At 70.2% G+C, this 26,728-nt stretch carries 25 protein-coding genes; 11 read left to right on the plus strand and 14 right to left on the minus strand.

Annotated elements, in window-relative coordinates:
• Nucleotides 1–98: 98 nt before the first annotated feature.
• Both ACXJY8_RS15420 and ACXJY8_RS15425 read right to left on the minus strand, forming a co-directional pair.
• Complete coding sequence (locus ACXJY8_RS15420; protein ID WP_463770348.1) at nt 99–1,184, minus strand: Rieske 2Fe-2S domain-containing protein; 1,086 nt, start codon at nt 1,182–1,184, stop codon at nt 99–101.
• 416 nt (nt 1,185–1,600) lie between these two features.
• A complete protein-coding gene (locus ACXJY8_RS15425) occupies nt 1,601–2,080 on the minus strand; it encodes a hypothetical protein (RefSeq protein WP_463770350.1) in 480 nt (159 codons plus the stop codon).
• 279 nt (nt 2,081–2,359) lie between these two features.
• Between ACXJY8_RS15425 and pgeF the strand changes: the two genes are divergently transcribed.
• The 3 genes from pgeF (at nt 2,360) to ACXJY8_RS15440 (ending at nt 5,295) form a co-directional block, all read left to right on the plus strand.
• On the plus strand, nt 2,360–3,148 hold the full coding sequence (gene pgeF / locus ACXJY8_RS15430; RefSeq protein WP_463770352.1) for a peptidoglycan editing factor PgeF: 789 nt from the start codon (nt 2,360–2,362) through the stop codon (nt 3,146–3,148).
• Nucleotides 3,149–3,414: 266 nt separating this feature from the next.
• The gene (locus ACXJY8_RS15435; RefSeq protein WP_463770354.1) at nt 3,415–4,290 is read left to right on the plus strand and encodes an outer membrane protein; all 876 of its coding nucleotides are present in this window, start codon (nt 3,415–3,417) and stop codon (nt 4,288–4,290) included.
• Nucleotides 4,291–4,542: 252 nt separating this feature from the next.
• The gene (locus ACXJY8_RS15440) at nt 4,543–5,295 is read left to right on the plus strand and encodes a DUF2076 domain-containing protein (protein ID WP_463770356.1); all 753 of its coding nucleotides are present in this window, start codon (nt 4,543–4,545) and stop codon (nt 5,293–5,295) included.
• Between the two features lie 87 nt (nt 5,296–5,382).
• Here ACXJY8_RS15440 and ACXJY8_RS15445 read toward each other — a convergent pair whose 3' ends face one another.
• Nucleotides 5,383–6,228, minus strand: coding sequence for a L,D-transpeptidase (locus ACXJY8_RS15445; RefSeq protein WP_463770358.1), 846 nt, complete (start codon nt 6,226–6,228; stop codon nt 5,383–5,385).
• Nucleotides 6,229–6,475: 247 nt separating this feature from the next.
• Between ACXJY8_RS15445 and ACXJY8_RS15450 the strand changes: the two genes are divergently transcribed.
• From ACXJY8_RS15450 to moaD, 4 genes are all read left to right on the plus strand, one after another.
• Nucleotides 6,476–7,210, plus strand: a complete 735-nt coding sequence (locus tag ACXJY8_RS15450; RefSeq protein WP_463770360.1) for a chemotaxis protein — start codon at nt 6,476–6,478, stop codon at nt 7,208–7,210.
• Nucleotides 7,211–7,287: 77 nt separating this feature from the next.
• Complete coding sequence (gene uvrC / locus ACXJY8_RS15455) at nt 7,288–9,399, plus strand: excinuclease ABC subunit UvrC (protein WP_463770362.1); 2,112 nt, start codon at nt 7,288–7,290, stop codon at nt 9,397–9,399.
• 58 nt (nt 9,400–9,457) lie between these two features.
• Nucleotides 9,458–10,057 (plus strand): CDP-diacylglycerol--glycerol-3-phosphate 3-phosphatidyltransferase, encoded by a 600-nt coding sequence (pgsA, locus tag ACXJY8_RS15460; protein ID WP_463780678.1) that lies wholly within the window; start codon nt 9,458–9,460, stop codon nt 10,055–10,057.
• Nucleotides 10,058–10,070: 13 nt separating this feature from the next.
• Nucleotides 10,071–10,322, plus strand: coding sequence for a molybdopterin converting factor subunit 1 (moaD, locus tag ACXJY8_RS15465; RefSeq protein ID WP_463770364.1), 252 nt, complete (start codon nt 10,071–10,073; stop codon nt 10,320–10,322).
• Nucleotides 10,323–10,484: 162 nt separating this feature from the next.
• On the opposite strand, the gene ACXJY8_RS15470 is transcribed toward moaD, so the two are convergent.
• On the minus strand, nt 10,485–11,426 hold the full coding sequence (locus ACXJY8_RS15470; RefSeq protein WP_463770366.1) for a metal ABC transporter substrate-binding protein: 942 nt from the start codon (nt 11,424–11,426) through the stop codon (nt 10,485–10,487).
• Between the two features lie 206 nt (nt 11,427–11,632).
• On the opposite strand from ACXJY8_RS15470, the gene ACXJY8_RS15475 reads away from it, so the two are divergent.
• Together ACXJY8_RS15475 and ACXJY8_RS15480 are read left to right on the plus strand one after the other, a co-directional pair.
• Nucleotides 11,633–13,414: an ABC transporter ATP-binding protein gene (locus ACXJY8_RS15475; RefSeq protein ID WP_463770368.1), complete on the plus strand. Its 1,782-nt coding sequence runs from the start codon at nt 11,633–11,635 to the stop codon at nt 13,412–13,414.
• A 55-nt stretch (nt 13,415–13,469) separates the two neighbouring features.
• Nucleotides 13,470–14,510, plus strand: a complete 1,041-nt coding sequence (locus ACXJY8_RS15480; RefSeq protein WP_463770370.1) for an aldose epimerase family protein — start codon at nt 13,470–13,472, stop codon at nt 14,508–14,510.
• Between the two features lie 20 nt (nt 14,511–14,530).
• Here ACXJY8_RS15480 and ACXJY8_RS15485 read toward each other — a convergent pair whose 3' ends face one another.
• The 5 genes from ACXJY8_RS15485 to tesB form a co-directional block, all read right to left on the minus strand.
• Nucleotides 14,531–17,209: a DNA translocase FtsK gene (locus ACXJY8_RS15485; RefSeq protein ID WP_463770372.1), complete on the minus strand. Its 2,679-nt coding sequence runs from the start codon at nt 17,207–17,209 to the stop codon at nt 14,531–14,533.
• Between the two features lie 203 nt (nt 17,210–17,412).
• Nucleotides 17,413–18,369 carry a TorF family putative porin gene (locus tag ACXJY8_RS15490; protein WP_463770373.1) on the minus strand — a complete coding sequence of 319 codons (957 nt, stop codon included), beginning with the start codon at nt 18,367–18,369 and terminating at the stop codon, nt 17,413–17,415.
• Nucleotides 18,370–18,693: 324 nt separating this feature from the next.
• On the minus strand, nt 18,694–20,199 hold the full coding sequence (locus tag ACXJY8_RS15495) for an ammonium transporter (protein ID WP_463770375.1): 1,506 nt from the start codon (nt 20,197–20,199) through the stop codon (nt 18,694–18,696).
• Nucleotides 20,200–20,288: 89 nt separating this feature from the next.
• Nucleotides 20,289–20,627: a P-II family nitrogen regulator gene (locus tag ACXJY8_RS15500; RefSeq protein ID WP_056467014.1), complete on the minus strand. Its 339-nt coding sequence runs from the start codon at nt 20,625–20,627 to the stop codon at nt 20,289–20,291.
• Between the two features lie 340 nt (nt 20,628–20,967).
• Entirely contained in the window at nt 20,968–21,846 is an 879-nt protein-coding gene (gene tesB, locus ACXJY8_RS15505; RefSeq protein WP_463770378.1) for an acyl-CoA thioesterase II, read from the minus strand.
• Nucleotides 21,847–22,109: 263 nt separating this feature from the next.
• Here tesB and ACXJY8_RS15510 point away from each other — a divergent pair, with 263 nt between their 5' ends.
• The gene (locus tag ACXJY8_RS15510; RefSeq protein WP_463770380.1) at nt 22,110–23,366 is read left to right on the plus strand and encodes an FAD-dependent monooxygenase; all 1,257 of its coding nucleotides are present in this window, start codon (nt 22,110–22,112) and stop codon (nt 23,364–23,366) included.
• Between the two features lie 88 nt (nt 23,367–23,454).
• On the opposite strand, the gene ppa is transcribed toward ACXJY8_RS15510, so the two are convergent.
• The 3 genes from ppa to ACXJY8_RS15525 all read right to left on the minus strand — a co-directional run bounded on the left by ppa (nt 23,455) and on the right by ACXJY8_RS15525 (nt 25,040).
• Nucleotides 23,455–24,003: an inorganic diphosphatase gene (gene ppa / locus ACXJY8_RS15515; RefSeq protein ID WP_056270831.1), complete on the minus strand. Its 549-nt coding sequence runs from the start codon at nt 24,001–24,003 to the stop codon at nt 23,455–23,457.
• A gap of 125 nt (nt 24,004–24,128) precedes the next feature.
• Nucleotides 24,129–24,458 carry a hypothetical protein gene (locus ACXJY8_RS15520; RefSeq protein WP_463770382.1) on the minus strand — a complete coding sequence of 110 codons (330 nt, stop codon included), beginning with the start codon at nt 24,456–24,458 and terminating at the stop codon, nt 24,129–24,131.
• 75 nt (nt 24,459–24,533) lie between these two features.
• Nucleotides 24,534–25,040 (minus strand): GNAT family N-acetyltransferase, encoded by a 507-nt coding sequence (locus ACXJY8_RS15525; protein ID WP_463770384.1) that lies wholly within the window; start codon nt 25,038–25,040, stop codon nt 24,534–24,536.
• A 218-nt stretch (nt 25,041–25,258) separates the two neighbouring features.
• Between ACXJY8_RS15525 and ACXJY8_RS15530 the strand changes: the two genes are divergently transcribed.
• Nucleotides 25,259–25,984, plus strand: coding sequence for a fused DSP-PTPase phosphatase/NAD kinase-like protein (locus ACXJY8_RS15530; RefSeq protein WP_463770386.1), 726 nt, complete (start codon nt 25,259–25,261; stop codon nt 25,982–25,984).
• Nucleotides 25,985–26,073: 89 nt separating this feature from the next.
• On the opposite strand, the gene ACXJY8_RS15535 is transcribed toward ACXJY8_RS15530, so the two are convergent.
• A complete protein-coding gene (locus tag ACXJY8_RS15535) occupies nt 26,074–26,232 on the minus strand; it encodes a hypothetical protein (protein ID WP_463770388.1) in 159 nt (52 codons plus the stop codon).
• A gap of 234 nt (nt 26,233–26,466) precedes the next feature.
• Nucleotides 26,467–26,667: a hypothetical protein gene (locus tag ACXJY8_RS15540; RefSeq protein ID WP_463770390.1), complete on the minus strand. Its 201-nt coding sequence runs from the start codon at nt 26,665–26,667 to the stop codon at nt 26,467–26,469.
• Nucleotides 26,668–26,728 lie beyond the last annotated feature (61 nt).

Genomic DNA, 26,728 nt, shown 5'->3' on the forward strand with positions numbered 1-26,728 from the left:
GGCTGCGGCCCGCCGATCAAGCGGCGCGGCCCGTGACCACGGCCGGAAGACGCACCGCAACCGGGCGACGCATGCCGTCTGCGGCGGAGCGCGCCGAGTCAGGAGCGCCAGCGCAGTTCCTGCGTGGACAGGGGGTTGGCGAAGGGCCGCCCCTCGCGGGCGGCCTGCAGCGCCTCGCGCTTGAGGCGGAAATACCATTGCGACGGCAGGTCGCCCTGGCCGAACAGCACCATGGTGGGCTTGCGGTCGAGGCCGGCCTGGGCGTGCTGGAGCACCTGCTGGTCCTGGGTGAGGAACTGGCGCATCAGCGGCCGCGCCAGGGGCTTGAGCAGGTTCAGCGCCGGCATGTTCCAGTAGAGGGCGTTGGTGAGCATCGTCCGGTTCTGGGTCAGGGGCGTGGCGAAGGTGTAGTTCGCCACCCGCTTGGCCCCGGCCTCGATCCGCTCCAGCCGCACGCCGGGAAGACGGAACTCGATCTCCACCGCGGGCACGCCGCCGAGCAGCCGGTAGACCGGCGAACTCGTGGTGGTGGCGTGGCTCGTCATGGTGAAGCCGTGCGGGGTCGGCGTGAAGGTCTTCACCTTCTCGCGCAGTTCCTTCGAGGGCCGGAACCACCAGGAATCGTGGACGAAGGCGACGTGGCCGGGATCGACGAGGCTCAGCGTCGTCAGGTCGAAGGAGGCCTCGACCACGAGTTCGACCACGAGGGAGCCGGCGGCCGTGAAGCCGAGTTCCGGCAGCGCCGCCGGGGGCGAGTCGGTCTCCGCTCCGAGGAAGGGATTGACCCAGGCGAAGCCCGCGCTCTCGCGGATGGGGAAGCGCTGCACGGCGATGCGCGAGAAATCGGCCGTGTCCGAGGCCGACAGGGTCGGCACGTCGCGGCAGCGGCCGTCGGTGCCGAAGCGCCAGCCGTGGAACGGGCAGGTCAATTCGCCGCCGGCGAAGCGCCCCTTCGACAGGGCCATGCCGCGATGGGGACAGCGGTCGCGCAGGGCGAAGGGGGCGCCGGAGGCCTCGCGGCCGAGGACGATCTGCTCGCCGTTGAGCTCGACCGCCCGCAGCGCTCCCGCCCTCAGGGATTCCGAGCGGCCGACGCAGTACCAGGCGTCCGCCAGCGGCTGGCGCATGGCGTCCGGGTCGAGCGCGGCCTCGTCGGGCGTTGGCATCCGCAGGGCTGAGGACATGGGGAGGGACGGGTCCGTGGCCTTCGGGCGGGGTTGCGCGCGTCGCGGCACCCCGCGGGGGGATAAGGCCCGATGCTTTAGACCTCCGGCGGGGCCGAGGCCAGCCGGCGCCCGCCGCGACCCGTCCCAGCACAGGGGAGCGGCGGATGGGCGCGGGCGCGGGCCTTTTCAAACCGGATGGGGCTGACTAACTTCGGCTCACCCGCAACGAACGAAAGGAGGTGATCCAGTGTCTCATTGTCATCAGCCGCTCACCCCGGCCTTCCGGACCTGGACCGTCGCCTCCGGCGCAGCCTTCTAGCGCTCGAAGCGAACGCGACAGTTTCGGCCGGACACGAGTGGTTCGGCAATGGAAGGGCCGCCCCGCGAGGGGCGGCCCTTCGATGTTTCGAGGGCTGTCGGCAGACGCGGCGGCGTCAGACGCTGCGCTTCTGGAAGATCGGCTGCGCCAGGGCCTCGGCCCGGGCGGCCCAGAGGTCGCGCTCGCCGCGCATCTCCGTCAGCTGCGCGGCATCGGCCGTGATCCTGGCCCGGAGCTCGCGGATCTCCTTCTCGAATTCGCCCTGGGCCGCGAAGAGGCGGTCGCGCTCGCCGCGCACGTCCTCGAATTCGCGCATCTCGGCTTCGACATGGGCGCGCAGGTTGCGCAGCTCGCGGGCGATGACGCCCTGAAGCGCGTCGTAGCGGTCGCCCTCCACCTTCAGCTTGGCCTTCAGCATGATGTTCTCGGCCATCAGGTCCGAGACGTCGGCCTCCGCGGCATCGGCCGGAGCGGGCGCCGGGGTCACGACGCGCGGGGTCCAGCTCTTGCCCTGGTCGGCGGCGCGGGCTTCCTCGGCCACCGCGGCCGGAGCGGCGGCGGGCGGGGCCTCGGCTGGATGAGTGGCCGCCTTCATCGCCGCCAGCCAATCGCGCAGCGGACCGGGCTGCGGCCGGGATGCCGGTTCATACGGGGCTGGGTGACGCGCGGCTTCCGACATCGGCTGATCCTCGACTCTTGAGCTGCATCCGATCAAAACATGCTTAACGAACCGTAAAGACCCACGACGCCAGGCTGCGGCCGGCGCGATGCGGACGGATCGTTTTCTCCACACCGCGCCGTCCGACGGCCGTGATACAGGCGGGCGCCGGCCGGGATCGGCCACGGACGGGATAGGCGAAGGAACGGTGTGACGATGACGCGCGAACGGCCCGACTTCCTCGAATCTCGCGACCTCGCCGGCCTGCCGGGCATCCGGCACGCCTTCTTCACCCGCCGGGGCGGCGTCTCGGAAGGCATCTACGCCACGCTGAACGGCGGGCTCGGCTCGCACGACGCGCCCGATCACGTGGCGGAGAACCGCGGCCGGATGAGCCGGCACCTCGGCGTCGCGGAGGCGGCCCTGGTCAGCCTGTATCAGGTCCATTCGCCTGCGGTCGTGGTGGTGGACGGCCCGATCGCCCTCGCCGATCGCCCGAAGGCCGACGGGATGGTGACCCGGGTTCCGGGCCTCGCCCTCGGGATCGCCACGGCCGATTGCGGGCCGATCCTGTTCGCCGATGCCTGCAACCGGGTCGTCGGCGCGGCCCATGCCGGCTGGAAGGGCGCCCTCGGCGGCGTGATCGAGGCGACCGTCGCGGCGATGGAAGGACTGGGCGCCGAGCGCGGCCAGATCGTCGCGGTGCTCGGCCCGACGATCGCGCAGCCCTCCTACGAGGTCGGGCCCGACTTCCTCGTGCGCTTCCGCGCCGAGGCAGCGGGCTTCGAGCGCTTCCTCGGCCCCGGCACCCGCGCCGACCACGCGCAGTTCGACCTGCCGGGCTTCGTCCTGGCCCGCCTCGGCGAGGCGGGCATCGCCCGGTCCGGCGACCTCGGCCGCTGCACCTATGCCGAGCCGGACCTCTTCTACAGCTACCGCCGCACCACCCATCGCGGCGAGGCGGATTACGGGCGCCTGATCTCGGCGATCACCCTGAACGCCTGAGCGCGTCCAGCCCCCTGCGACACTTTGTCAACGTCCGGAGGCCGAAAAAGCGTGGCCGTGGGCGAACCTTGGCCATTGGTGCGCGTTCGGTGTTCACGGAGTGGGTGAGAATAAGACGAGCATCGCCACAAAGGGGCCGCGTTCACTGCGGCTGGCGTGATCGTTACGCAACAGCTTCTCGCACGCTGCTGGCTTAAAGACGGGGAACTGCAGCGGACGCCGCCAGTAAAAGCGGCGCCGGTGCGTAACGAGTAGAGGACCAGATCATGAAATCCTTCCTTCGCAGCGCCACCGCGCTCGCCGGCATCGCTCTCGCCGGCTCCGCCTTCGCTGCCGACCTGCCGCGTCGCCAGGCTCCGCCGCCGGTGTTCGTGCCGGTGCCGGTGTTCACCTGGACCGGCTTCTACGCTGGTTTCAACGCCGGTTACGGCTTCGACGCCTCCAGCAACAACCAGGCGACCGTCATCGGCGTGAACGGCGCCAGCACGCTCGTCCTGCCGGGCTCGACCGCTGTCGTCGCCTTCGGCAACGGCCGCAGCAACGACGGCTTCGTCGGCGGTGGTCAGGTCGGCTACAACTACCAGTTCACCCCGGGCTCCGGTGTCGTGATCGGTGTCGAGGCCGACGCCCAGTACGTCGACTTCGGTCGTGACCGGAACCGCTTCTCCTCGACCGGCCCGCTGGCCGCCCAGCAGGTCTTCAACCCGGCCGGCGTCTCGGGCCTCGACTACTTCGGCACCGTCCGCGGCCGCCTCGGCTACGCCTTCGACCGCACCCTCGTGTACGGCACCGGCGGCTTCGCCTACGGTTCGGGCGGCGGTCGTGACTTCGGTCTGACCAACTCCAGCCGTGACGACTTCCAGACCGGCTGGGCTGCCGGCGGCGGCGTCGAGTACGCGCTCCCCACCGACTCGTTCCTGAACTTCTTCAAGTCCTCGGCCGTCACGCTGAAGATCGAAGGTCTGTACGTGAACCTCGACCAGGGCAACCGCAACAACGGCGCCTTCGCGGTCAACAACGTCGGCAACGTCGTCACCACCACCAGCCCGGGCGTCGTCCTGGTCAGCGGCGGCCGTCAGGTGCGCGACACCGAGTTCGCCGTCGTCCGCGCCGGCCTGAACTACAAGTTCGGCTCCTACTAGGACCTGCACCGGACGGCGCTCCCCTCGCGGAGCGCCGATCCCACGGGAGAGCCCGGCCGCAAGGCCGGGCTCTTTCGCGTTGAAGGACCGTTTCGCGCGGGTGTGCGCGGAATCGCGGAACATTCCGAACAGGCGGATGCATCCGGGACGGCAAAGTTCGCGTTGAGCCCCTGACAAAGGCCGGCGGCACCCCCATCTGTGACCCGCCCGTGCGGGTGGTCACCCGCCGGCTTGCCCCAGGAGGACAACTCCATGAACAGCGAAGAACGCGACGTCATCGGCGGCATTTTCCAGCGCCTGGAGCAGGCTTCGAGCCAGCCCCGCGATGCGGAAGCCGAGCGCTTCATTGCCGACAAGATCCGGGCACAGCCCTACGCGCCCTACGCGATGGCGCAGCTGATCTACGTGCAGGAAGAGGCGATCAAGAGCCTGAACGAGCAGCTCGAGCAGCTGCGCCGCGCGGGCCAGCAGCAGCCCCAGGGTGGCGGCGGCTTCCTCTCCAGCATCTTCGGCGGCGGCTCCTCCAGCCGCCAGCCCGAGCCGCCGCGCCAGGGCGGCGCCTGGGGCAACCAGGGCGGCCAGCCCGGCTACGGCCAGCCGCAGCCGGGTTACGGTCAGCAGCCCGGCTATGGCCAGCAGCCGGGCTACGGTGGCCCGCAGCAGGGCGGCCCCTGGGCCGGCCAGCAGGCGGCGCCGGCCCGCGGCGGCGGCTTCATGGCGACGGCCCTGCCGATGGCGGCGGGTGCCGCCGGCGGCATGCTGCTCGGCAGCGCCCTCTCCAACGCCTTCGCGGGCGGCCATTCGCAGCTCGGCAGCGCCGCGGCGGCGGGCCTCGGCGGCACGCCGAACATCACCGAGAACAACTTCTTCGGCGGCAGCGGCAACGAGGATCTCGGCTCGGCCCTCGGCGGCGGCAACGACCTCCAGGACGCCTCGTTCGCCGATGATTCCGGCGGCGATTTCGGGGGCGACCTCGGCGGCGGCGGCGACGACGACTGGGTCTGAACGAGGCCCGATCCGGACGGGATTCCGGAGACGACAGCGAGCCGGCGCCCGGGGACGGGCGCCGGCTCCTCGCGTTTCAGGTCGCTCTCAGAGGACCTCGACCCGGGTGCCCACGGGCGTACGCTCGTAGAGGTCGATGACGTCCTCGTTCATCATCCGGATGCAGCCGGACGAGACGTTCTGGCCGATCGTGTGCGGCTCGTTGGTGCCATGGATGCGGTAGAGCGACGAGCCGAGATAAAGCGCCCGCGCCCCGAGCGGATTGCCGGGGCCGCCGGCCATGTGGCGCGGCAGGTCCGGGCGGCGGCGGATCATCTCCTGCGGCGGGGTCCAGTCCGGCCATTCCCGCTTCTGGCTGATCGTCTTCAGGCCCGACCACGCGAAGCCCGGCCGGCCGACGCCGATGCCGTAGCGGATCGCCTGATGCCCGGGCTGCACGAGATAGAGAAACTTTCCGGGCGTATCGACCACGATCGTCCCCGGCCGCTGCGGGCCGTCGAAGGACACGACCTGCCGGGCGTAGCGCGGATCGGGCGCGCGGGCGATGGTCTCCACCGCCGGCTCCATCGCCCCGGCCTGCGGCAGGGCGGCGAGGCGCTGGGGCGCCCGGTCGGGAGCGACGCGGACCGGCGGTTCGGACCGGGCCTCGAAGCGCTCCTCGGGAACGCGGTCGCCCGAGTGCAGCAGGCGCGGAGCCTGGACGCCACCATAGACCCCCGGATCGCGCGCCGACGCCCGCTCGTCGGCGAAACGGGAGCTCGAGGCGTAGCGCACCGGCGCCGGACGCGCCTCCGGCCCGCCTCCCAGCATGTACTCGATGAATCCCCCGCCATAGGCGCCGGGTCGCGCCGCGCCCTGGGCCTGCGCCTGTGCCCCCTGCCCCGCCAGACCTGCCGTCAGGCAGGCGATGGCCACGCACCAATCGAACCGCATGCTCGTCAACGCTCCACGCCCGGTCGGACCCGCTCGCGGGTGCGACATGCCGGCAGGATCGGGGGCCGCGCCGAGGACGCGGTGAAGGAACATGGTGAATCGTTCAGCGCGGGCGCGGCTTCGAACAGCTCTTCGGATTCAGCGTGAACGGGCGGTAAAGGTTGCGAACCGGTTGCGACGTTCAAGAAATCGCAATCAGTTCGCGGCATCGTCATCCGGCTTCCCTCTTGCCGGCTGATCGCGACCGATGACTCTCAAACGTTACCGCATCGAGGACAGCCTCGGGCTCGCCGCCCCTGCCGTGGCGGCCGAGGCGGCCGTTTCGCCGGAGGCGGTGAACCTGAACAACAAGCGCCTCGAGGAGATCCTCGCGGCGATCCAGGACCTTCGGAAGATCACGCAGACGAGCACCGTGGAGACGATCGACGCCTGCCGGCGCGAGCTCAACGAAGCCTTCGCCATGCGCTCCGAGCTCGACGTGATGAAGGAGGCGATCACCCGCACCAAGCAGGAGATCGCGACCCTCTACCGCTCGGAGAACACCGGCAACGGCATGCGCCGGGTGGCCGGCGAGCTCGACGCGGTGGTGGACTCCACCGAGCGGGCCACCAGCACGATCCTGGGCGCGATCGAGGAGATCGAGACCAACGCGAGCATGCTGCGCGCCATGACCACCACCATGGCCGGACGCGAGAACATCGACGCGATCCTCGACCGCGTCGTGGTCGCCTTCGAGGCCTGCAACTTCCAGGACCTGACCGGCCAGCGCATCAACAAGATCGTCGGCGTGCTGAAGTTCATCGAGGAGCACCTCGACCGGATGATCGAGGCCTGGGGTGGCCTCGACACCTTCAGCGAGTTGCTGGGCGCGCCTCCCCCGAGAGTGGACATCGACGACGAGAGCTCGCTCCTCAACGGTCCGAGGCTCGCCGACGATATCGGCCATGTCGACCAGGGCGACATCGACGCGCTGTTCGACTGAGGGCGAGCGCCTTTCCCGGGCGCCGATCCCCACCGGCGCCCCTTCCCTCTCCATTCCGCGAGGCTTAAGTCAGCGGCATGAGCCGCGCGCCCGCGAAAGACCACGCCTCGAAAGACCGTTCCGCGCAGGACCTGCCGCCTGACGGCTTCGACGATCAGGACGGCTTCCTGCAGGACGGCTTCCGCGAGGAAGATTCCGCCGACGACGCGCAGGACCACGCCCAGGCCGACGACGCCCCCGAGATCGACTTCGATTTCGAGGAGGGCGCGGTCAAGGCCGGCACCGAGGTGATCCGGCGGTTCTGGACCACCCTGCCGACCTCGCCGGGCGTCTACCGGATGTTCGACGACAAGGGCGACGTGCTCTACGTCGGCAAGGCCAAGAACCTGAAGGCGCGCGTCGGCTCCTATGCCCGCGGCCAGGCGCATTCCAACCGCATCGCCCGCATGATCTCGCAGACGGCGGCGATGGAATTCGTCACCACCGCCACCGAGACCGAGGCGCTGCTGCTCGAGGCCAACCTCATCAAGCAGCTGAAGCCGCGCTTCAACGTGCTGATGCGGGACGACAAGTCGTTCCCCTACATCCTCGTCACGGCCGATTCGGAAGCGCCGCAAATCATCAAGCATCGCGGCGCCCGGCGCCGGAAGGGCAGCTATTACGGCCCCTTCGCCAGCGTCTGGGCGGTGAACCGCACGGTGAACGCCCTGCAGCGGGCTTTCCTGCTGCGCACCTGCACCGATAGCTACTACGAGAACCGCTCCCGGCCCTGCCTGCTCTATCAGATCAAGCGCTGCTCCGGCCCCTGCACCGGCGAGATCGACCTCGCCGACTACCGGGCGCTGGCCGACAGCGCCAAGAGCTTCCTGGCGGGCAAGTCGAACGCGGTGAAGGACCGCATGCGCGAGGAGATGCAGGACGCCTCGGAGAAGATGGAGTTCGAGCGCGCGGCCCGGTTCCGCGACCGCATCGCGGCCCTGTCGGCGATCCAGGGCACGCAGGGCGTCAACACCCAGGGCGTCGAGGAGGCGGACGTCTTCGCCCTCGACGAGCAGGCCGGCCAGTTCTGCATCGAGGTGTTCTTCTTCCGCAACTTCCAGAACTGGGGCAACCGCGCCTATTTCCCCAAGGCCGACCGCACCATGACGCCGGACGAGGTGCTGGCCTCGTTCATCGGCCAGTTCTACGACGACAAGCCGGCGCCGCGCAGCGTCCTGGTCTCGCACGCCATCGAGGATGCCGAGCTGCTGGCCGCCGCCCTGTCGAGCCGCACCGACTACCGGGTCGAGATCCACCAGCCCCAGCGCGGCGAGCGCAAGAACCTCGTCGAGTACGCCCAGCGCAACGCCAAGGAGGCCCTCGGCCGGCGCCTCGCCGACACCGCCTCGCAGGGCAAGCTGCTGGTCGCCCTCGGCCAGTCCTTCGGGCTCTCCGGCGCGCCCCGCCGGATCGAGGTCTACGACAACTCGCACATCATGGGCACGAACGCCGTCGGCGGCATGATCGTGGCCGGGCCGACGGGCTTCGCCAAGCAGCATTACCGCACCTTCAACATCAAGTCGGAGGAGCTGACCCCGGGTGACGATTACGGGATGATGCGCGAGGTGCTGCAGCGCCGCTTCAAGCGCCTGGTGAAGGAGAACCCGCGCACGGCGCGCGAGGCCGCCATCGCCGCGAGCGAGGGCGGTGCGCAGGAGCCCGTCGCCGAGGCGCCGCCCGAGAGCGACACCCTGCCGGCCTGGCCCGACCTCGTGCTGATCGACGGCGGCAAGGGTCAGCTCGACGCCGCCCGCACCGCCCTGGAGGAGATCGGCGTCACCGACGTCGCCCTGGTGGGCATCGCCAAGGGCCGGGACCGCGACGCGGGGCGCGAGACCTTCTTCGTGCCCGGCCGGCCGCCCTTCAAGCTGCCCCCGCGCGACCCGACCCTCTACTTCGTGCAGCGCCTGCGCGACGAGGCGCACCGCTTCGCCATCGGCAGCCACCGGGCCAAGCGCAAGCGCGAAATGGTCAAGAATCCCCTGGACGAGATCGCCGGGATCGGGCCGAGCCGCAAGCGCGCGCTGCTGCATCATTTCGGTACCGTGAAGGCGATTCAGCGGGCGGCGTTCGAGGATCTGGCGAAGACCCCCGGGGTCAACGCCGCCACGGCCCGGGCCGTGTACGACTTCTTCCACACCCATGCGTGAGGATATCGGCGGGCCGGAGCGGTTGACCCCCACCGCCGCACATGGTTTCACGCCTGCGATGAATCCCGTCCTCACCCGCCGCCGGTCGCCAGCCTGGACGCTCGCGAACTGCCTCACCTACGGGCGGCTCGTGGCGGTGCCCGTGGTCGTCGCGCTGCTGTACTGGCCCAACGAGCCGAGCGCGCGCTTCGGCGCCCTGGCGGTCTACATCCTGGCGGCGATCACCGACTACCTCGACGGCTACGTGGCGCGGACCTACGACCAGAGCTCGGCCCTCGGGCGGATGCTCGACCCCATCGCCGACAAGCTGCTGGTGGCCGCCTGCCTCCTGATGCTCGCCGCGGACAACACCATCGTGGGCTGGACGCTCTGGGCTGCGATCGTGATCCTGTGCCGGGAGATCCTGGTCTCGGGCCTGCGCGAGTATCTCGCCGAGCTCAAGGTCGGCGTGCCGGTGAGCAAGGTCGCCAAGTGGAAGACCACCGTGCAGCTGATCGCCATCGGCTTCCTCGTCGCCGGCCCGGCCGGGGAAACCATCCTGCCGGGCACGATCCGGGCCGGAACCGTCCTGCTCTGGATCGCCGCCGCGCTGACGCTCTACACCGGCTGGGACTACCTGCGCGCCGGCATCAAGCACGTGATCGACGACCCGCGTTGAGGGACACCACGCGATGAAGCTCGTCTATTTCGCCTGGGTGCGCGAGCGCGTCGGCAAGGCCGAGGAGACCGTCGACCTTCCTGCCGGGATCGTCACGGTCGCGGACCTCGTCGACTGGCTGCGCGGCCGGGGCGAGGAATACGCCTACGCCTTCGAGACCACCGGCATCGTGCGCGCGGCGATCGACCGGGTCCACGCCAAGCCCGACGCGCCCATCGCGGGCGCTTCCGAGGTCGCGTTCTTCCCGCCGATGACGGGGGGCTGAGGCGCAAGCCTCAGCCATCGCCCCCCCATGACAGGGAGCTGATACGGTTTCCGGATGATGGCTTCGGTCAGCCTGTGCGCGACGCGCTCCCTCTCCTTCCAGGAGAGGGGACCCGCGCCAGAACCCGAGCGATTCGGCCGGAAACTGTATGAGGCGTCGGCTTCAACGCTTGGCGAGCGCCGACGTGAAGGCCGCGAGGTTGTTGCGCATCATCGCCACGTAGGTCGGCGCCGGCCCGTCGGGCCCCGAGAGGGCGTCCGAGAAGACCTTGCCGCCGATGGCGGCCCCGCTCTCGCGGGCGATCTGCTGCATCAGGCGCGGGTCGCTGATGTTCTCCAGGAACACCGCCGGGATCTTCTCCTGGCGGATCTGGCGGATGATGCGGGCGACGTCGCGCGGGCTCGCCTCGCTGTCCGTCGACACCCCCTGCGGCGCGATGAAGGTGAGGCCGTAGGCGGCAGTGAAGTAGCCGAAGGCGTCGTGGGTCGTGATGATCCGGCGCTGGGCCTTCGGGATCGCGGCGATCGCCGTGCGCACCTCGGCGTCGAGGGCATCGAGGGTGGCGAGGTAGGCCTTGGCGTTGTCCGCATAGGCCGCGGCGTTGTCCGGGTCGATCCGTACCAGGGCGTCGCGGATGTTGGCGACGTAGATCCGCGCATTGGCGATGCTCTGCCAGGCATGGGGATCGTCGTGATGGCCGTGCGCGTGGCCGGACCCGCCCTGGTCGTGGCCATGGCCGTGATCGTCGTCCTCCGCCTCGATCGGCTTGACCCCGGCGGAGGCGACGACGACCGGCGCCTTCGTGCCCGAGGCCTTGATCAGGCGGTCGATCCATCCCTCCAGCCCGAGACCGTTGACCACCACGAGCTTGGCGTCGGCCAGGGTGCGGGCGTCGCTCGGCGCCGGCGCATAGCCGTGGGCGTCGGCGTTCGGCTGGACCAGGGACGTCACCTCGACCCGGTCGCCGCCGACCTGAGCGACGAGGTCGGCCAGGATCGAGAAGCTCGCCACCGCGCGGAGCTTGGCCTCCGCCGCCGAGACCGGCCCGAGAAGGCCGAGGAGAAGCACGAGGGCGACGGGCAGGCGCGGCAGCCGGAACGGCATCGGGGGCGATCCTTTCGGTGAACCCGTCGGCTCTACTGTAACATTATCACATTTCCAAGCCCGAGAATGGGCCTCGGGTCCGGCGGCGGGCAAGGCCGGTCCCCGTGTGTTTCCCTTGATCTCGCCGGGATGCGGACGCAAACACCCCCGGCAGTCACGGCCCGGGCGCCCTCGGGCGGGCACGGACACCGGAAAGAGCGGATCAGATGGCGCGACGGGCGCTTCCCAAGAGCGACATCCTCCCCCTCCTCGGCCGGGTCTGGCGGGAATGGCTGCGGCCGCACCGGGCGACGCTCGCGGTGGTCCTGGTCCTCATCGCCGTCGTCGGCGCGGCGACGGGCCTGTACCCGACCCTGATCAAGCTCGCCTTCGACGCCTTCGACCGCAAGGACATGGCCGCCCTCGCCTACGGCCCGGTGATCGTCATCGCGATCACGTCGATCCGCGGCTTCGCGCTGTTCGGCCAGAACGTCCTGACCAACCGGGTCGTCACCCGCGTCGAGGCCGACATGCAGGCGGCCCTGTACGGGCACCTCATCGAATCCGACCTCGCCCAGCTCGGGCGCGAGAGCCCGGCGGCGTTCACGCAGCGCTTCACCACGGATTTCGCCTTCATCAAGGAGGCCCTGACCCGCATCTCCACCGTGCTCCTGCGCGACATCGCCATGCTGATCGCCCTGGTGGCGGCCCTGGTCTGGATGGACCCGCTCCTCACCCTGGTGGCCGGCGTGGTGGTGCCGTTCGTGGCCGGGCCCATCGGCCGGGTCGGCAAGAAGCTGCGCCGGGTCTCGACCGCGACCCAGGAACGAATGGGCCTGACCGCCAGCCTGATCACCGAGAGCCTGCAGGGCGCACGCATTGCCAAGACCTACGCCCTGGAGGGCTACCTCAAGGGCCGGGCGCAGGGCGCCTTCGACGAGGTGCGCCGGCTCAAGATGAAGGCCGCCAATGCCCGCGGCCGCCTCGACCCGCTCCTCGAGATCGGCGGCGGCTTCGCGGTCGCCGCGGTTCTGGCCCTGGTCGGCCAGCGCGTGACCTCGGGCGACCGCACGGTCGGCGACTTCACCGGCTACGTCACGGCGCTGCTGCTGGCCTCCCAGCCGATCCGGACGCTCGGCACCCTCAACGCGATCCTGCAGGAGGCGGGTGCGGCGCTGCAGCGCTACTTCGCCCTGATGGACGAGGCGCCGCAGATCCGTGACGCGCCGGATGCCCGGCCGCTCCAGGTGACCGGCGGCGAGATCCGCTTCACCGGCGTGCGCTTCCGCTACCGGGCCGACGCGCCAGCCCTGGAGGGCATCGACCTCACCGTTCCGGCCGGGGCCACGGTGGCGCTGGTCGGCCGCTCGGGCTCGGGCAAGTCGTCCCTCCTCAACCTCGTGCCGCGCCTCTACGACGTCACCGAGGGTGCGGTGCTCATCGACGGGCAGGATATCCGCGGTATCTCCCTCGCCTCCCTGCGCGCGGCGGTGGCGGTGGTCTCGCAGGACGTGGTCCTATTCGACGACACCATCGCGGCCAATATCGGCTTCGGCCGGCCGGGGGCGACCCGGGCCGAGATCGAGGCGGCGGCCGAGGCGGCCGCGGCGCACGGCTTCATCAGCCGCCTGCCGGACGGCTACGACTTCCCCGTCGGGCCTTCGGGTGGGCGCCTCTCGGGGGGCGAGCGCCAGCGCATCTCCCTCGCCCGCGCCTTCCTCAAGGACGCGCCGATCCTCCTTCTCGACGAAGCGACCAGTGCCCTCGATTCCGAGTCCGAGCGCCTCGTCCAGGACGCGCTCCTGCGCCTGATGCGGGGCCGCACCACCCTGGTCATCGCCCATCGCCTCTCCACCGTGCGCGACGCCGACTGCATCGTCGTGATGGAGAGCGGACGCATCGTCGAGACCGGCCGGCACGAGGCCCTGGTGGCGACCGGCGACGCCTATGCCCGGCTCCACCGGATGCAGCTTTCCGGGGATGCCGAGGACGCGGCCGTGCCGGCCTGACGGGACCGATCCGCCCGCCGCGCGTTGAGCCGGCCGGAGCGGGATGCGAACCTCGATGCGGACAGAGCCTTTCGGAACCACCGCGGACGGCGCGGCGGTGACCCGCCACACCCTCGCGCGGGGTGACCTGCGGGTGCAGATCCTCGATTACGGCGGCATCGTCAGCCGGGTCGAGGTGCCGGACCGGACGGGCCGGGTCGCCAACGTCGTCCTCGGCGCCGCCAATCTGGCCGGCTACGCCGCCAGCGACGCGCATTTCGGGGCGCTGATCGGGCGCTACGCCAACCGGATCGCCGGCGGCCGCTTCAGCCTCGACGGGCAGGTCTACCGGCTGCCACGGAACGAGGGCCGCAACACCATGCATGGCGGACCGGAGGGATTCGACCGCCGGATCTGGCGGGTCGAGGCCGCCGATGCGGCGAGCCTGACCCTGGCCTACCGCTCCCCCGACGGCGAGCAGGGTTTTCCGGGCAACCTCGACGTCACCGTGACCTACCGGCTGGAGGCGGACGGCACCCTCGCCATCGCGTATGCCGCCGTCACCGACCGGCCAACGATCCTCAACCTGACCAACCACAGCTACTTCAACCTCGCCGGCGAGGGCGCGGGCTCGGCCCTCGGCCACGTCGTCACCGTCGCGGCGGAGGCGGTGCTGGAGACGGATGCCGAGCAGATCCCCACGGGTGCGGTGCTGCCCGTGGCCGGCACCCCCTTCGACTTCCGCACGCCGACGGCGCTGGGGGCGCGCATCCGGACGGCGCATCCGCAGCTCGCGCTCGCCCACGGCTACGACCACACCTACGTGCTCGGGGGCGACGGCAGCCTCCGGGAGGTGGCCCGGGCCGTCGATCCGGAGAGCGGGCGCTGCCTCACCGTGGCGACGACCCAGCCGGGGCTGCAGCTCTACACCGCCAACATGCTCGACGGGACGGTGACGGGCTCCGGCGGCGGGCTCTACCGGGCGGGCGACGCGGTCTGCTTCGAGGCGCAGGGCTTCCCGGACGCACCGAACCACCCGGCCTTTCCCAGTTCCGTCCTGCGGCCGGACGCGCCGTTCCGGGCGACCACGACCTATCGGTTCGGAACGGTGGCGTAGGCCGGGCGCTGCCAAGCGCCTCAGCCGTGGTGCGAATCCGCCTCGATCAGGATCTCGCGCTTGCCGGCATGGTTGGCCGGGCCGACGATGCCCTCGATCTCCATCTTCTCCATCAGGGAGGCGGCGCGGTTGTAGCCGATCTGCAGGCGGCGCTGGATGTAGCTCGTCGAGGCCTTCTTGTCCCGCAGCACCACCTGCACGGCCTGGTCGTAGAGGTCGCCGCCGGCCTCGCCGAAGCTGCCCTGGTCGAAGACCGCGCCGTCCACCTCGATCTCGTCGGCGCCGCCCTTGGCGCTCGAGGCGGCGTCCTCCTCCGCCGTGACGGCCTCGAGGTAGGAGGGCCGGCCCTGGCGCTTGAGGTGGGCGACCACGCTCTCGACCTCTGAATCCGAGCAGAACGGCCCGTGCACGCGGGTGGTGCGCCCGCCGCCGGCCATGAACAGCATGTCGCCCTGGCCCAGCAGCTGCTCGGCGCCCATCTCGCCCAGGATCGTGCGGCTGTCGATCTTGCTCGTCACCTGGAAGGAGATCCGGGTCGGGAAGTTGGCCTTGATCGTGCCCGTGATCACGTCGACCGAGGGACGCTGGGTCGCCATGATCAGGTGGATGCCGGCCGCGCGCGCCATCTGAGCCAGGCGCTGGATCGCCCCCTCGATGTCCTTGCCCGCCACCATCATCAGGTCGGCCATCTCGTCGACCACGATCACGATGTAGGGCAGCGCCGAGAGGTCCATCTCCTCCGTCTCGTAGACGGCCTCGCCGGTCTCGCGGTCGAAGCCCGTCTGCACGGTCCGGGTCAGAATCTCGCCGCGCCCGCGCGCCTCGGCGAGGCGGGCGTTGAAGCCGTCGATGTTGCGCACACCGACCTTCGACATCTTCTTGTAGCGCTCCTCCATCTCGCGCACTGCCCATTTGAGGGCGATGACCGCCTTCTTCGGATCCGTGACGACGGGGGAGAGCAGGTGCGGGATGCCGTCGTAGACGGAGAGTTCCAGCATCTTCGGATCGACCATGATCAGGCGGCACTCCTCCGGCTTCATCCGGTAGAGGAGCGACAGGATCATCGTGTTGATGGCCACCGACTTGCCCGAGCCCGTCGTGCCGGCCACCAGCAGGTGGGGCATCTTGGCCAGGTCCGCGATGATCGGCTCGCCGCCGATGTTCTTGCCGAGGCACAGGGCGAGGCTCTGCTTCGTCTCCGCGAAATCGGCCGAGGCGAGGAGCTCGCGCAGGTACACGGTCTCGCGTCGGGCATTCGGCAGCTCGATGCCGATGGCGTTGCGGCCCGGCACCACGGCGACGCGGGCGGAGACCGCCGACATCGAGCGGGCGATGTCGTCGGCGAGCGAGATCACGCGGCTCGACTTGGTGCCGGGCGCCGGCTCCAGCTCGTAGAGGGTCACCACCGGGCCGGGGCGCACCGCCAGGATGTCGCCGCGCACGCCGAAATCGCTGAGGGTGGCCTCGAGCAGGGTGGCGTTCTGCTCCAGGGCCTCGGACGAGATCTGGCTCGAGGCGGGCAGGCGCGGCGCGTCGGCGAGAAGCTCCAGGGCGGGGTGCCGGTAGTTCTCGGCATTCTGGGGCTGGGGCGGTGCCGCCTGGCGGGCGGCGGCCGGGACCGGCGGCGGAGCGGCAGGCGCCACGCGCGAACGGGCCGGTGCCACGGCCTCGGCGGGCGGAGCCTCGAAATCGTCCGCCTCGTCGGCCTCCTCGTCCTCGTGATGCACCGGGGGCAGCGGGCGCCGTGCGGCGGCCGGAGCCTGGGGCGGCGCGTCGAAGACCGGCTCGCGCCGGCCATCGGACGGCGCCGTCCGGGCGTCGGGGGCGTGCGTCGCCCAGGGGGCATCCTCGGGCGCCGCGAAGGCGCGCTGCGCGGCCAGGGCCGGCGAGGCCCCCGCATAGGCGAGCGCGGTGGCGGCCGCCGCGCGCTCGGCGCGCCAATCGGCGATGCGCGCCGCCAGGGCCGCGCGTCCGCCCATCACGGCCTGGGCCATCGCACCGAGGGAGACGATGCCGAGGCTCGGCTCGTCGTCCTCGTAGCGTCCGTCCTGGCTGGCATCCGGACGGCCGCGTGCCGGCTGGCGCGCCGGGGCCGGCGGGGCATCGTAGGCGTCGAGATCCTCCTCATCGACCTCGCCGACCCGGCACGCCCCGGTCAGGCACAGGATGGCGACGCCGGCGAAGAGAAAGCCCGCGAAGGCGAGCAGCGGCGTCGCGACGATGCCGAGCATCGTGCGGGCGGCATGCATCAGCGCGTCGCCGGCGACGCCGCCGAGGCCGGTGGGTAGCGGCCAGCGCGCCGTGGAGGGTAATGCGCTCGCCACCGCGCTCGCGGCGAAGAAGCCGATGATCCAGAGGGTGAGGCGCAGGCCGCCGCGGGGCAGCATCCGCGAGCGCATCAGCTGGATGCCCCAGAGCGCCGGGGGCAGCACGAAGGCCAGGGAGCCGAGGCCGAGGAGCTGCATCGCCAGGTCGGACACGACGGCGCCGCCGGTGCCGAGCACGTTGTGGGCCGGATGGTCGGTGGCGTGGTTCAGGCTCGGATCGTCGATCGACCACGTCGCCAGGGCGACCGTCAGCGCGGTGGCACCGGCAAACAGCACGAGACCGCCCAACTCCGTCATCCGCTTGGCCAGGAAGGGGCGAAAGCTGTCGACGAAAGTATCGTAGGGCGATGCGGAACGGCGAAGCGAGCGCATGCGGTACCAGACACGATGGGGAACTGTCCGGTGACGGTAGCGTCGGCGAAGTTAACGGGCGGCTAAGGTTGAGACTTTCCTTCCAAGCCGGCGGAGCGCCAAACCCGGGAAAGCCAAAGCGACGCCCCGCCCCCGCCCATCGTCGCGCGGGCAGGGTGTCGGCCGGAGGGGCCCGGGTCGCCCCGGAATCCCCGTGGAGAGGATCAGCGGAACAGGTTCGGGAGACCGCCGGGCTCGGCGAAGATCCCGGGGGCGGCGGTGGAGGCCTGGAAGGTGATCGAGCCGATTACGGCATCGCCGCACCACTTCGAGACGCCGCCATTGCCGAGCTGGCGGAAGTCGCCGGTGACGGCCGCGCACTGGACCTTGTTGAGGTCGGTGTTGTGGTAGCGCACGTCGAGGATGACGTTCTTGTAGGTGTAGGACAGGCCGACATTGCCGTAGAGGTAGCTCGGCAGGTCGAACGAATTGAAGCGTCCGGTGACCGGGTTGATGCCGGTCGCCGAGGACTTGGCGGCGCCGAGGAAGAAGTAGCCGACCTCGCTGGAGAGCGAGAAGCCGCCCGCGTAGGGCGTGGGCAGGAACGGGAACAGGGTTGCCGGCAACAGGTAGGCCGCGGTGCCCGAAACGTAGGTGCTGATCGCGTGCGTGCCGAGGAAGTTCGGCGAGTGGAACACGTTCGCCCCGAGAGTGAGTTCGTCGGTGGCGGTGTAGAGAACCTTGCCGGCGGCCTCGTAGTAGTCGGTGTTCGCGGTGGTGAAGGGCGTCGCTGGGAACGGGCCGACGGGCGCCGAGCCGGGGATGAAGATCCGCTGCTCGCGCGGGTAGAAATAGTAGAGGATGCCGAGGTCGAAGGCGAACTTGCCGAAGGTCGGGCGGATACCCGCCACCAGGTCGAACTCCATGTCGCCCCGGGTCGGCAGGCGGGTCTGGTAGGTCGCGAAGCCGGTATAGGCGAGGTTGTCGAAATACTGCGCTTCGAAAAAGGTCTGATAGCTTCCCTGCAGATTCGACTGCGAGATGCCGCGGAAATTATAGTCGGTCTGGTAGCGCGCGCCGAATGCGAAGCCGATCAGCGGATCGGGAGCCTTGGCTTCGACCGGCATGGTCTTCGGAACCGCGAGGTCGGCCGCATCGGCCCGGATCCAACCGAGGCTCAACAGTAGAACAGCTGCCGCTGCGCCGGCTCCCGACTTGCCCATCATTGCCACAGCCCCCAATTTGTCTTCTGTCGGGACGATGGGGAAAGCGCCTGTTCTTGGCAAAATCAACTTTCGAGCAAGTGCAGCTTTTCTAGGCAGTTCTCGGCTCACGCCGGCGTTACTCCGACGCTGTTGCCCCGCGGCCACAGCGCTGGCGCAAGCCCTACCGCAGCGGTCCGGCGGTCCCCGAAACGCGAAAGGCCCCGGTCGCGAGGACCGGGGCCTTCCGTGCCGAGGCCGAGGGCACCCGATGTTCTGGGCGCCCTCGGCGAAGCGGTCGTTTCAGTAGTTGTAGGCGCGCTCGCCGTGATCGGCGATGTCGAGGCCTTCGCGCTCCTCGTCCTGGGTGACGCGCAGGCCGATGGTGAGATCGACGAGCTTGTACAGGATCGCGGAGCCGACGCCCGACCAGACGATGGTGAAACCGACGGCCTTGAGCTGGCTCAGGAGGGCGGCGGAGGTCTCGTAGGCGCCGACCGCGAGTTCACCGGGCTTCGAGGTGTAGTCCGGCAGGCCGACGCCGCCGAAATCCGGGTTGACGAGCAGGCCGGTGGCCACGGCGCCGATGATGCCGCCGATGCAGTGGACGCCGAAGACGTCGAGGGAGTCGTCGTAGCCAAGCGCGTTCTTCACCGTGGAGCACATGATGAAGCAGACCGCGCCGGCGACGAGGCCGAGGATGATCGAGCCCATCGGGCCGGCGAAACCGGCGGCCGGGGTGACGGCCACGAGGCCCGCGATGGCGCCCGACAGCATGCCGAGGAGCGACGGCTTGCCCTTCAGCATCCACTCGACGAACAGCCAGGAGAGGGCTGCGGCGGCGGTGGCCACGAAGGTGTTCAGCATGGCCATGGCGGCGGTGCCGTTGGACTCGAGGTTCGAGCCGGCGTTGAAGCCGAACCAGCCCACCCAGAGGAGCGAGGCGCCGATGGCGGTCATGGTCAGGGAGTGCGGGGCGAGCAGGTCACGGCCGTAGCCGATGCGCTTGCCGAGCATGAGGCAGCCGACGAAGCCCGCGATGCCGGCGTTGATGTGCACCACGGTGCCGCCGGCGAAGTCGAGGGCGCCCCACTTGAAGAGCAGGCCGGCATCGGCGTTCACGGCGTCGAGGGCCGCCTGGGCGGTCGCCTTCGAGGCGTCGTCGGTGGCGGCGGCCAGCGCCTTGGCGGCGTTGCCGACGGCATCCGGGCCGCCCCAGTACCAGACCATGTGCGCCATCGGGAAGTAGATCAGCGTGGTCCAGAGGATCATGAACACGACCAGCGCCGAGAACTTCATCCGCTCGGCGAAGGCGCCGACGATGAGGGCCGGGGTGATCATCGCGAACGTCATCTGGAAGCAGATGTAGACGTATTCGGGGATCACGACGCCGTTCGAGAAGGTGGCGACGGTGGAGTTCGCGTCGATGCCCTTCAGGAAGGCCTTGGACAGGCCGCCGACGAAGTCGTTGAGGCCGCCGCCGTTGGTGAAGGCGAGGCTGTAGCCGAAGATCACGAACAGGAGGCAGGAGATGCAGGCGATGGCGAAAACCTGCGTCAGCACCGAGAGCATGTTCTTGGTGCGCACGAGGCCGCCGTAGAACAGGGCGAGGCCGGGCACCACCATCAGCAGCACCAGGGCGCTGGAGATGAGCATCCAGGCGGTGTCGCCCTTGTTCGGGACGGGCGCGGCGCTCGCGGCGGCCGGCACGGCCTCCGCCGTGGGCGTCTGCGCGAGGGATGGCTCGATGAACAGGAGCGCCAGCGCGGCGCCCCCCAGCCCGAGCGCCAGGGCATTGCGAAGCTTCATGGAAACGAGACTCCCGATCGCGGTGCGATGCTGATGTGAAGAGGAAATGTCAGGTCTGGCCGGACGGGGGCGTCCGGTCGGGGGCCGCCTCAGAGGGCGTCGACGTCGGTCTCGCCGGTGCGGATGCGGACGGCCTTCTCGAGGGGCACGACGAAGATCTTGCCGTCGCCGATCTGGCCCGTGCGGGCGGCCGCCGCGATCGCGTCGATGACGCTGGCGGTGAGGTCGGAGGCCACCGCCACCTCGATCTTGAGCTTGGGCAGGAAGCTCACGGCATACTCGGCGCCGCGGTAGATCTCGGTGTGGCCCTTCTGGCGACCGTAGCCCTTCACCTCGGTGACGGTGAGGCCGTGAACGCCGATGCCGGTCAGAGCGTCGCGCACCTCCTCCAGCTTGAACGGCTTGATGATGGCCATCACGATTTTCATGGGCGACGCCCCCTTCGGTACGAGTTGAGTTCGGCAGACGAGAAACAGGCAGACGAGAGACTTGCGCGCGTGGAGGCCACCGGCCGGCGCACGCAAGCGTCGCGACAGGATCGGACCGGCCGGTCCGCACGGACCGTGACCGGCCCGTGCGTTCGCCCCCCATATTCAAGGACTATGCCAGAGGAACTTTTTCGCCGGTGGCGGTTCTGCCCAAGAAGTGGCCGGGCGCTGATTCAAGACGCAGCGTTTTCCCGGCCAAGTTTGCGCGCAAATTAGGCAGAGCGCCGATCAAACGGGCAAATTGGATGCATGGCGGGCGTCGATCGGGTTCCGGAGCCCGTCAGGCCACGTTACGGCGCGGCCGGATCATGCCTTCCTGCGCCACCGAGGCGACCAGGGTGCCGTCGCGGGTGAAGATCTGGCCGCGGGCGAAGCCTCGCGCGCCCTCGGCACTCGGACTGTCCTGGGCGTAGAGCAGCCAGTCGTCGGCCCGGAAGGGTCGGTGGAACCACAGGGCGTGATCGAGGCTGGCCGACTGGATCTCGGGGTCGAACACGGTCTGGCCGTGCGGGATCAGGGTCGCGTCGAGGAGCGTCATGTCTGAGGCGTAGGCCAGGACGGCGCGGTGGATCGCGGGATCGTCGGGCAAACGATCGACGGCCCGCATCCAGACGTGGAAGCGCGGCTCGCGCGGGGCCCGGCGCAGGTAGCGCTCGATCTCGACGGGCCGCAGCTCGATCGGGCGGCGGCGCCCGAAATACGAGAGGATCGGGGCGGGGATCGCGAGGCCGTGCCGGGCGGCATCGGCGGTGGCGGCCGGTGCCTCCGGCACATCCTCCGGCGGGGCCACGTCGGGCATGGCCGCCTGGTGCGCGGCCCCCTCCTCCGCGTCGTGGAAGGAGACCGACATCGCGAAGATCGCCCGGCCATGCTGGTGCGCGACGACGCGGCGGGTGGTGAAGCTGCGCCCGTCGCGGATGCGCTCCACCGCGTAGTCGATCGGCGCCGTGGGATCTCCGCCGAGCAGGAAGTAGGCGTGCAGGGAATGGGGCGGCCGGGTGTCCGGCACCGTGCGGGCGGCCGCGACCAGGGCCTGCGCCACCACCTGCCCGCCGAAGACCCGGAACCAGCCGGTCTGCAGGCTCTCGCCCCGGAAGAGATCCGGCTCCAGGCTCTTCAGGTCGAGGATGTCGAGGAGTTCGGTGACGATGCCGGTCATGCCGCTTCCCTGGTCGCCCGGCGATCCCCGGGCCGCGTGGTCGCCGCAGCGCCCCGGGCGATCCTTCACATGTGAACCATCGTGCTGGCAAGGATCGGGCTGGCAAGGATCGGGATGGCACGGATCACGAGGGCCCGCGCGTCCGGCTTCACCGTGATCGCGGCCAGCGACGATGCGGCGGGCTCGATGCCCGGCGTCGCGCGTTGCCCCCGGCGCCGGGGAATGGCACTCCCACTCCGGCAGCGCGGAGGGCGGGGATCGGCATGGACGCAACGAGGAAGCCCGGCAGTTCACGCAGCGTGGTCATCGCCGGCGCCGGCATTCCCGGCCTGACCCTCGCCCTGGCGCTCGCGCAGGCGAACGGGCCCGCGCTCACCGTCACCCTGTGCGATCCCGGCCTCGGCGCCGGCGCGGCGCGCCATGCCGGGCGGGCCTATGCGGTGGTGGCCGGCGGGCGGCGCATGCTCGAGCGCCTCGGCGTCTGGGACGCGGCGAGCCGGGCGGCCCAGCCGATCCACGACATGGTGGTGAGCGACAGCCGGCTTTCCGATCCCGTGCGGCCGGTCTTCCTCACCTTTGCGCAGGAGGCGGAAGCCGGCGCACCCTTCGCCCACATGGTGGAGGCTGAGCCGCTGGTGGCTGCGCTGCTGGCGGCGGCCGAGGCGGCCGGGGTGGTGTTCGAGCCCGTCGGCATCGTCGAGGCCGTTCCGGCCGGCGGCGCCATCCGCCTCGCCCTCGGCGACGGCCGGGTGCTGCAGGCCGCCCTCCTGGTGGCGGCCGATGGGGCGCGCTCGCGCCTGCGCGAGGCGGCCAAGATCGGCTGGGTCGGCTGGTCCTATCCGCAGATGGGGCTCGTCGCCACGATCGGGCACGCCCGCGACCATGCGGGCCGGGCCTACGAACACTTCCTGCCGAGCGGCCCCTTCGCCATCCTGCCCCTGGTGGACGGCGGCGCCCTCGGCCATCGCTCCTCCATCGTCTGGACGGAGCGGGCGGCCGACGTGCCGGCCCTGACCGGCGGCGTCCCGGAGGAAACACTGGCCGAGATCGAGCGCCGCTTCGGGCTGACACTCGGCCGCCTGTCGCTGGAGCGGGGCCCGAGCGCCCATCCCCTCGCCTTCGGCATGGCCCGGAGCTTCCGCGGCGAGCGCCTCGCGCTCCTGGGCGATGCCGCGCACGTCATCCATCCCATCGCCGGCCAGGGGCTCAATCTCGGCCTCGCCGGGGCGGCGGTGCTGGCGGAGGCGGTCACCGACGCCCTTCGGCTCGGCCTCGACCCCGGGAGCCCGGACGTGCTGAGGCAGTACGAGCGCGCGCGCCGCTTCGACACCGTGGCGATGGGGGCGGTCACGGACGGGCTCAACCGCCTGTTCTCGAACGACGCGACGCCGCTGCGCCTGGCGCGCGACCTCGGCCTCGGTCTCGTCGACCGGCTGCCGGGCCTGAAGCGCCTGTTCATCGGCGAGGCGGCGGCGGCGCGCGGCCCCCAGCCCCGCCTGATGCGCGGCGAGGCCCTCTGAAACGCGAGACGGCGGCCCTTCCCGATGGAAGGACCGCCGTTCGTTTTCCAGATTTCCGGGGCGGTTACTTCCCCGGTTTCCGGGGCGGTTACTTGCCCTTGGCGGCCTTGTTGGCCTTCTCGCGCTCGATGCCCTCGAGGATGAGGCGGTGCGCCTCGTCCTTGCCGCCCCAGCGCTTGATCTTGACCCACTTGCCGGGCTCCAGATCCTTGTAGTGCTCGAAGAAGTGCTGGATCTGGTGGATCGTGATGTCGGGCAGGTCGGTGTAGTTCTCGATCCGGTCGTAGCGCATGGTCAGGTGGCGCGACGGCACGGCGATGATCTTCTCGTCCTCGCCGGAATTGTCCTCCATCACCAGCACGCCGATCGGACGGGCGCTGATGATGGCGCCCGGGGCGATGGCGCGGGTGTTGGCCACCAGCACGTCGCAGGGATCGCCGTCGCCCGACAGGGTGTGCGGGATGAAGCCGTAATTGCCCGGGTAGTGCATCGCCGTATACAGGAACCGGTCGACCACCAGGGCGCCGGCCTCCTTGTCCATCTCGTACTTGATCGGGTCGCCACCGATCGGCACCTCGATGATGACGTTCACGTCGTCCGGCGGATTCTTGCCGATCGAGACCGCATCGATGATCATGTCTGTGCTCCCGCAAGCAGGGGCATTCCGGCCCCGTTGCCGGGTTTCTTAAGGCCCTTCCGTCGCGAAGGAAATCGTACCTTGCGGCAGGGGGCGACGTTTGTGCGAAATTGTCGGGCGCCGCCTCAGGGCCGGTCCGAGGGCCCGAAACGCCGGCGCCAGGCGGCGGCGAGGCGCCGAAAGGTCCGCTCGATCCAGCGCGCCGCGTGCTCCAGGGGCACCTTGAGGGCGGGCACGTCCTGGCTCAGGAGCGCGAGGCCGACCGGCAGCATCCACAGGCCGAGGATGGGCAGGATCGAGAAGACGCCGCCGAGGATGAAGAGGATCGACGCCAGGAGGCGGACCCAGAACCGGGAGGGCTCGCGCAGCCAGTCCACCGCCCGGCGGATGCGGTCCGGCAGCTTGGCGCTGAGATCCGTGACCCGCCTGTCCCAATCCGCTGCCGTCACGCTCATCCGTGGTCCCGTCCCTTCGCCGCGAGGCCTGGTCCGCCGGACCGGACCGCATGGGCGGTCCCGGCTTCGGCGCCGTCAGGTGAAGCGGAAACCGACCTTGGGCAGAACCGTTCCGGCGATCCGGTCGACGGCATGGCCGATTTCGGCGCCGCCGAGCCCGGCATAGAAGGTCCGGGCCCGGTCGTTGCCCTCCAGCGCCCAGACCCCGACGCGGACGAGGCCATGGTCGGCGAGGTCGTTGGAGACGGCCCGGAACAGGCGCCGGCCGAGGCCAAGTCCCTGGTAGGCCGGACGGATGTAGAGCTCGTCGATCTCGCCGGGTGCCTGGAGGAGGCGGCCCCGCGCGGGTCCGTAGACCGCGTAGCCGACGAGGCTGCCCTCCTGCTCGACCACCACGAGGGGGCGGCTGCGCTGGGTGGCGCCGAGCCACCATTGCGAGCTGCGCTGCGAGATCATCCGCTCGAGGGCGACCCCGGGGATGATCCCCCGATAGGCCTCGCGCCAGGTCTCGTCGAACAGATCCGCCAGGCGGTCGGCGTCGACCGGACGGGCGCGGCGGATGCTGGTGGTGCTCGTACGCATGACGGATCCCCGCGCTCGATGAAGACGATGGACGGTTCGCTATCGGTGTCGATCACCGCATCGGAGGTGACGATCCGGGCGAAGACAAGGCGTTTGCGAGTAACGCAAGGTAAATGCCGGTTGCTCTCCGCACTCCACAGCCCGTTTGCCGCAGCCGCCGCGCACTGGTAGATCAGCAGCCTCCGCTCCCCCCGCCTCCCACCGGTTCCGCCGCACCCGTGTTCAACCGCTTCCTCTCGTACGAGACCCGCTACGCCCGGCGCATGGCGCGGATCGCGCGCTTCGAGCGCCCGATCGCCGGCCCGGTCTCGCGGGCCAAGGCCTGGGCGAACATGCTGCTGGTGGATCACGGCGTGTTCCGCCTCGCCTACCTGAACCGGCATCGGATCGGCGCGGGCAAGCTCTGGCGCTCGGCCCAGCCGACACCGCACCAGCTCGCCTGGTTCAAGCGCCAGGGCGTGCGAACCGTCATCTCCCTGCGCGGCGGGCGCGAGCACGGCTCGTGGCCCCTGCAGCGCGAGGCTTGCGAGCGCCAGGGCCTGACCCTGGTGGAATTCGTGCTGCGCTCGCGGGAGGCGCCCTCGCGCGAGACCATCCTGGCCGCCAAGGCGTTCTTCGACGGGGTCGAGTATCCGGCGATGATGCATTGCAAATCGGGGGCGGACCGCGCCGGGCTCGCGGCGGCGCTCTACCTCATCCTGCACGAGGGCCTGCCGGTGGCGGAGGCCATGGGCCAGCTCTCCGCCCGCTACGGCCATTTCCGGTTCGCCAAGACCGGAATCCTCGATGCGTTCTTCGCGCTCTACCGCCAGGAGGGCGAAGCCCGTGGCCTCGACTTCCTGACCTGGGTCGAGACCGAGTACGACCCGGAGGCGCTGAAGCGCTCGTTCCGTCCCGGTTTCTGGTCGGACCTCGTGGTGGACCGTGTGATCAAGCGCGAATAGGCGGGCACGAAAAAACCCGCCGCGGCCTGGCCGGGCGGGCTCTTCTTCCGGGTACCACCGGGGCGCGAGCGCCCGGCGGTCCGACGACCTCAGGCGGCGAGGCGCAGGGTCGACGGAGCGTTCTCGTTGCTGGCGATGAAGCGGCCGGAATTGGAGAGCGGACCGTTCTTCGGCGTCAGGACGTTGGCGGCCACGAAGACCAGCGAGACGTTCAGGGCGATGGCGGCGACGACGAGGAGAGCGATCATCTGAGGCGTTCCGGTGCGGTTGCGTTGAACCTTATATGGCACCGCACCATTTCATCTGGTATACCAAATCCAACAGACCCCGCATGCAGGCAATGCAGGCCTGGCCGTAAACGCCCTCTCTGCCGTCGCGGAACCGGTCCTTCCTGCATCGCTCGGCCGTCGGTCGTGCAGACCTCACCGGACAGATGATCGGCGCGAGACCGCCCGGATGCCTAAGTTTTCGCAGCGCACCAATCAGTTCATCGACAGGCTCTCGATGTCCGCGGCGAAGGACGAGACGTAGCCGGGACTTTCACCGGTGAGAACGATCAGCGTCAGGATCAGACCGACCGCGCCGAGATACACGACCGCGAAGAGATCCCTATCGTCTCGACCGGCCAGGACGATCCCCGCGAAGGGGACCGTCTGGAGGGTGAGTGCCGCCGCAATGTTCATGGACAACCTCGAAGTCGGCCGGATCGTCGGGTCGATCCCCCGACCGGCGCGGATGGCGCCG

Source organism: Methylobacterium sp. TK31, from assembly GCF_055361545.1.

What these genes read in the sequence shown, in the direction of transcription:
- ACXJY8_RS15420 (WP_463770348.1), bottom strand. Translation starts at nt 1,184, where the DNA reads ATGTCCTCAGCCCTGCGGATGCCAACGCCCGACGAGGCCGCGCTCGAC.
- ACXJY8_RS15425 (WP_463770350.1), bottom strand. Translation starts at nt 2,080, where the DNA reads ATGAAGGCGGCCACTCATCCAGCCGAGGCCCCGCCCGCCGCCGCTCCG.
- pgeF (WP_463770352.1), top strand. Translation starts at nt 2,360, where the DNA reads ATGACGCGCGAACGGCCCGACTTCCTCGAATCTCGCGACCTCGCCGGC.
- ACXJY8_RS15435 (WP_463770354.1), top strand. Translation starts at nt 3,415, where the DNA reads ATGAAATCCTTCCTTCGCAGCGCCACCGCGCTCGCCGGCATCGCTCTC.
- ACXJY8_RS15440 (WP_463770356.1), top strand. Translation starts at nt 4,543, where the DNA reads ATGAACAGCGAAGAACGCGACGTCATCGGCGGCATTTTCCAGCGCCTG.
- ACXJY8_RS15445 (WP_463770358.1), bottom strand. Translation starts at nt 6,228, where the DNA reads ATGCGGTTCGATTGGTGCGTGGCCATCGCCTGCCTGACGGCAGGTCTG.
- ACXJY8_RS15450 (WP_463770360.1), top strand. Translation starts at nt 6,476, where the DNA reads ATGACTCTCAAACGTTACCGCATCGAGGACAGCCTCGGGCTCGCCGCC.
- uvrC (WP_463770362.1), top strand. Translation starts at nt 7,288, where the DNA reads ATGAGCCGCGCGCCCGCGAAAGACCACGCCTCGAAAGACCGTTCCGCG.
- pgsA (WP_463780678.1), top strand. Translation starts at nt 9,458, where the DNA reads ATGAATCCCGTCCTCACCCGCCGCCGGTCGCCAGCCTGGACGCTCGCG.
- moaD (WP_463770364.1), top strand. Translation starts at nt 10,071, where the DNA reads ATGAAGCTCGTCTATTTCGCCTGGGTGCGCGAGCGCGTCGGCAAGGCC.
- ACXJY8_RS15470 (WP_463770366.1), bottom strand. Translation starts at nt 11,426, where the DNA reads ATGCCGTTCCGGCTGCCGCGCCTGCCCGTCGCCCTCGTGCTTCTCCTC.
- ACXJY8_RS15475 (WP_463770368.1), top strand. Translation starts at nt 11,633, where the DNA reads ATGGCGCGACGGGCGCTTCCCAAGAGCGACATCCTCCCCCTCCTCGGC.
- ACXJY8_RS15480 (WP_463770370.1), top strand. Translation starts at nt 13,470, where the DNA reads ATGCGGACAGAGCCTTTCGGAACCACCGCGGACGGCGCGGCGGTGACC.
- ACXJY8_RS15485 (WP_463770372.1), bottom strand. Translation starts at nt 17,209, where the DNA reads ATGCGCTCGCTTCGCCGTTCCGCATCGCCCTACGATACTTTCGTCGAC.
- ACXJY8_RS15495 (WP_463770375.1), bottom strand. Translation starts at nt 20,199, where the DNA reads ATGAAGCTTCGCAATGCCCTGGCGCTCGGGCTGGGGGGCGCCGCGCTG.
- ACXJY8_RS15500 (WP_056467014.1), bottom strand. Translation starts at nt 20,627, where the DNA reads ATGAAAATCGTGATGGCCATCATCAAGCCGTTCAAGCTGGAGGAGGTG.
- tesB (WP_463770378.1), bottom strand. Translation starts at nt 21,846, where the DNA reads ATGACCGGCATCGTCACCGAACTCCTCGACATCCTCGACCTGAAGAGC.
- ACXJY8_RS15510 (WP_463770380.1), top strand. Translation starts at nt 22,110, where the DNA reads ATGGACGCAACGAGGAAGCCCGGCAGTTCACGCAGCGTGGTCATCGCC.
- ppa (WP_056270831.1), bottom strand. Translation starts at nt 24,003, where the DNA reads ATGATCATCGATGCGGTCTCGATCGGCAAGAATCCGCCGGACGACGTG.
- ACXJY8_RS15520 (WP_463770382.1), bottom strand. Translation starts at nt 24,458, where the DNA reads ATGAGCGTGACGGCAGCGGATTGGGACAGGCGGGTCACGGATCTCAGC.
- ACXJY8_RS15525 (WP_463770384.1), bottom strand. Translation starts at nt 25,040, where the DNA reads ATGCGTACGAGCACCACCAGCATCCGCCGCGCCCGTCCGGTCGACGCC.
- ACXJY8_RS15535 (WP_463770388.1), bottom strand. Translation starts at nt 26,232, where the DNA reads ATGATCGCTCTCCTCGTCGTCGCCGCCATCGCCCTGAACGTCTCGCTG.
- ACXJY8_RS15540 (WP_463770390.1), bottom strand. Translation starts at nt 26,667, where the DNA reads ATGAACATTGCGGCGGCACTCACCCTCCAGACGGTCCCCTTCGCGGGG.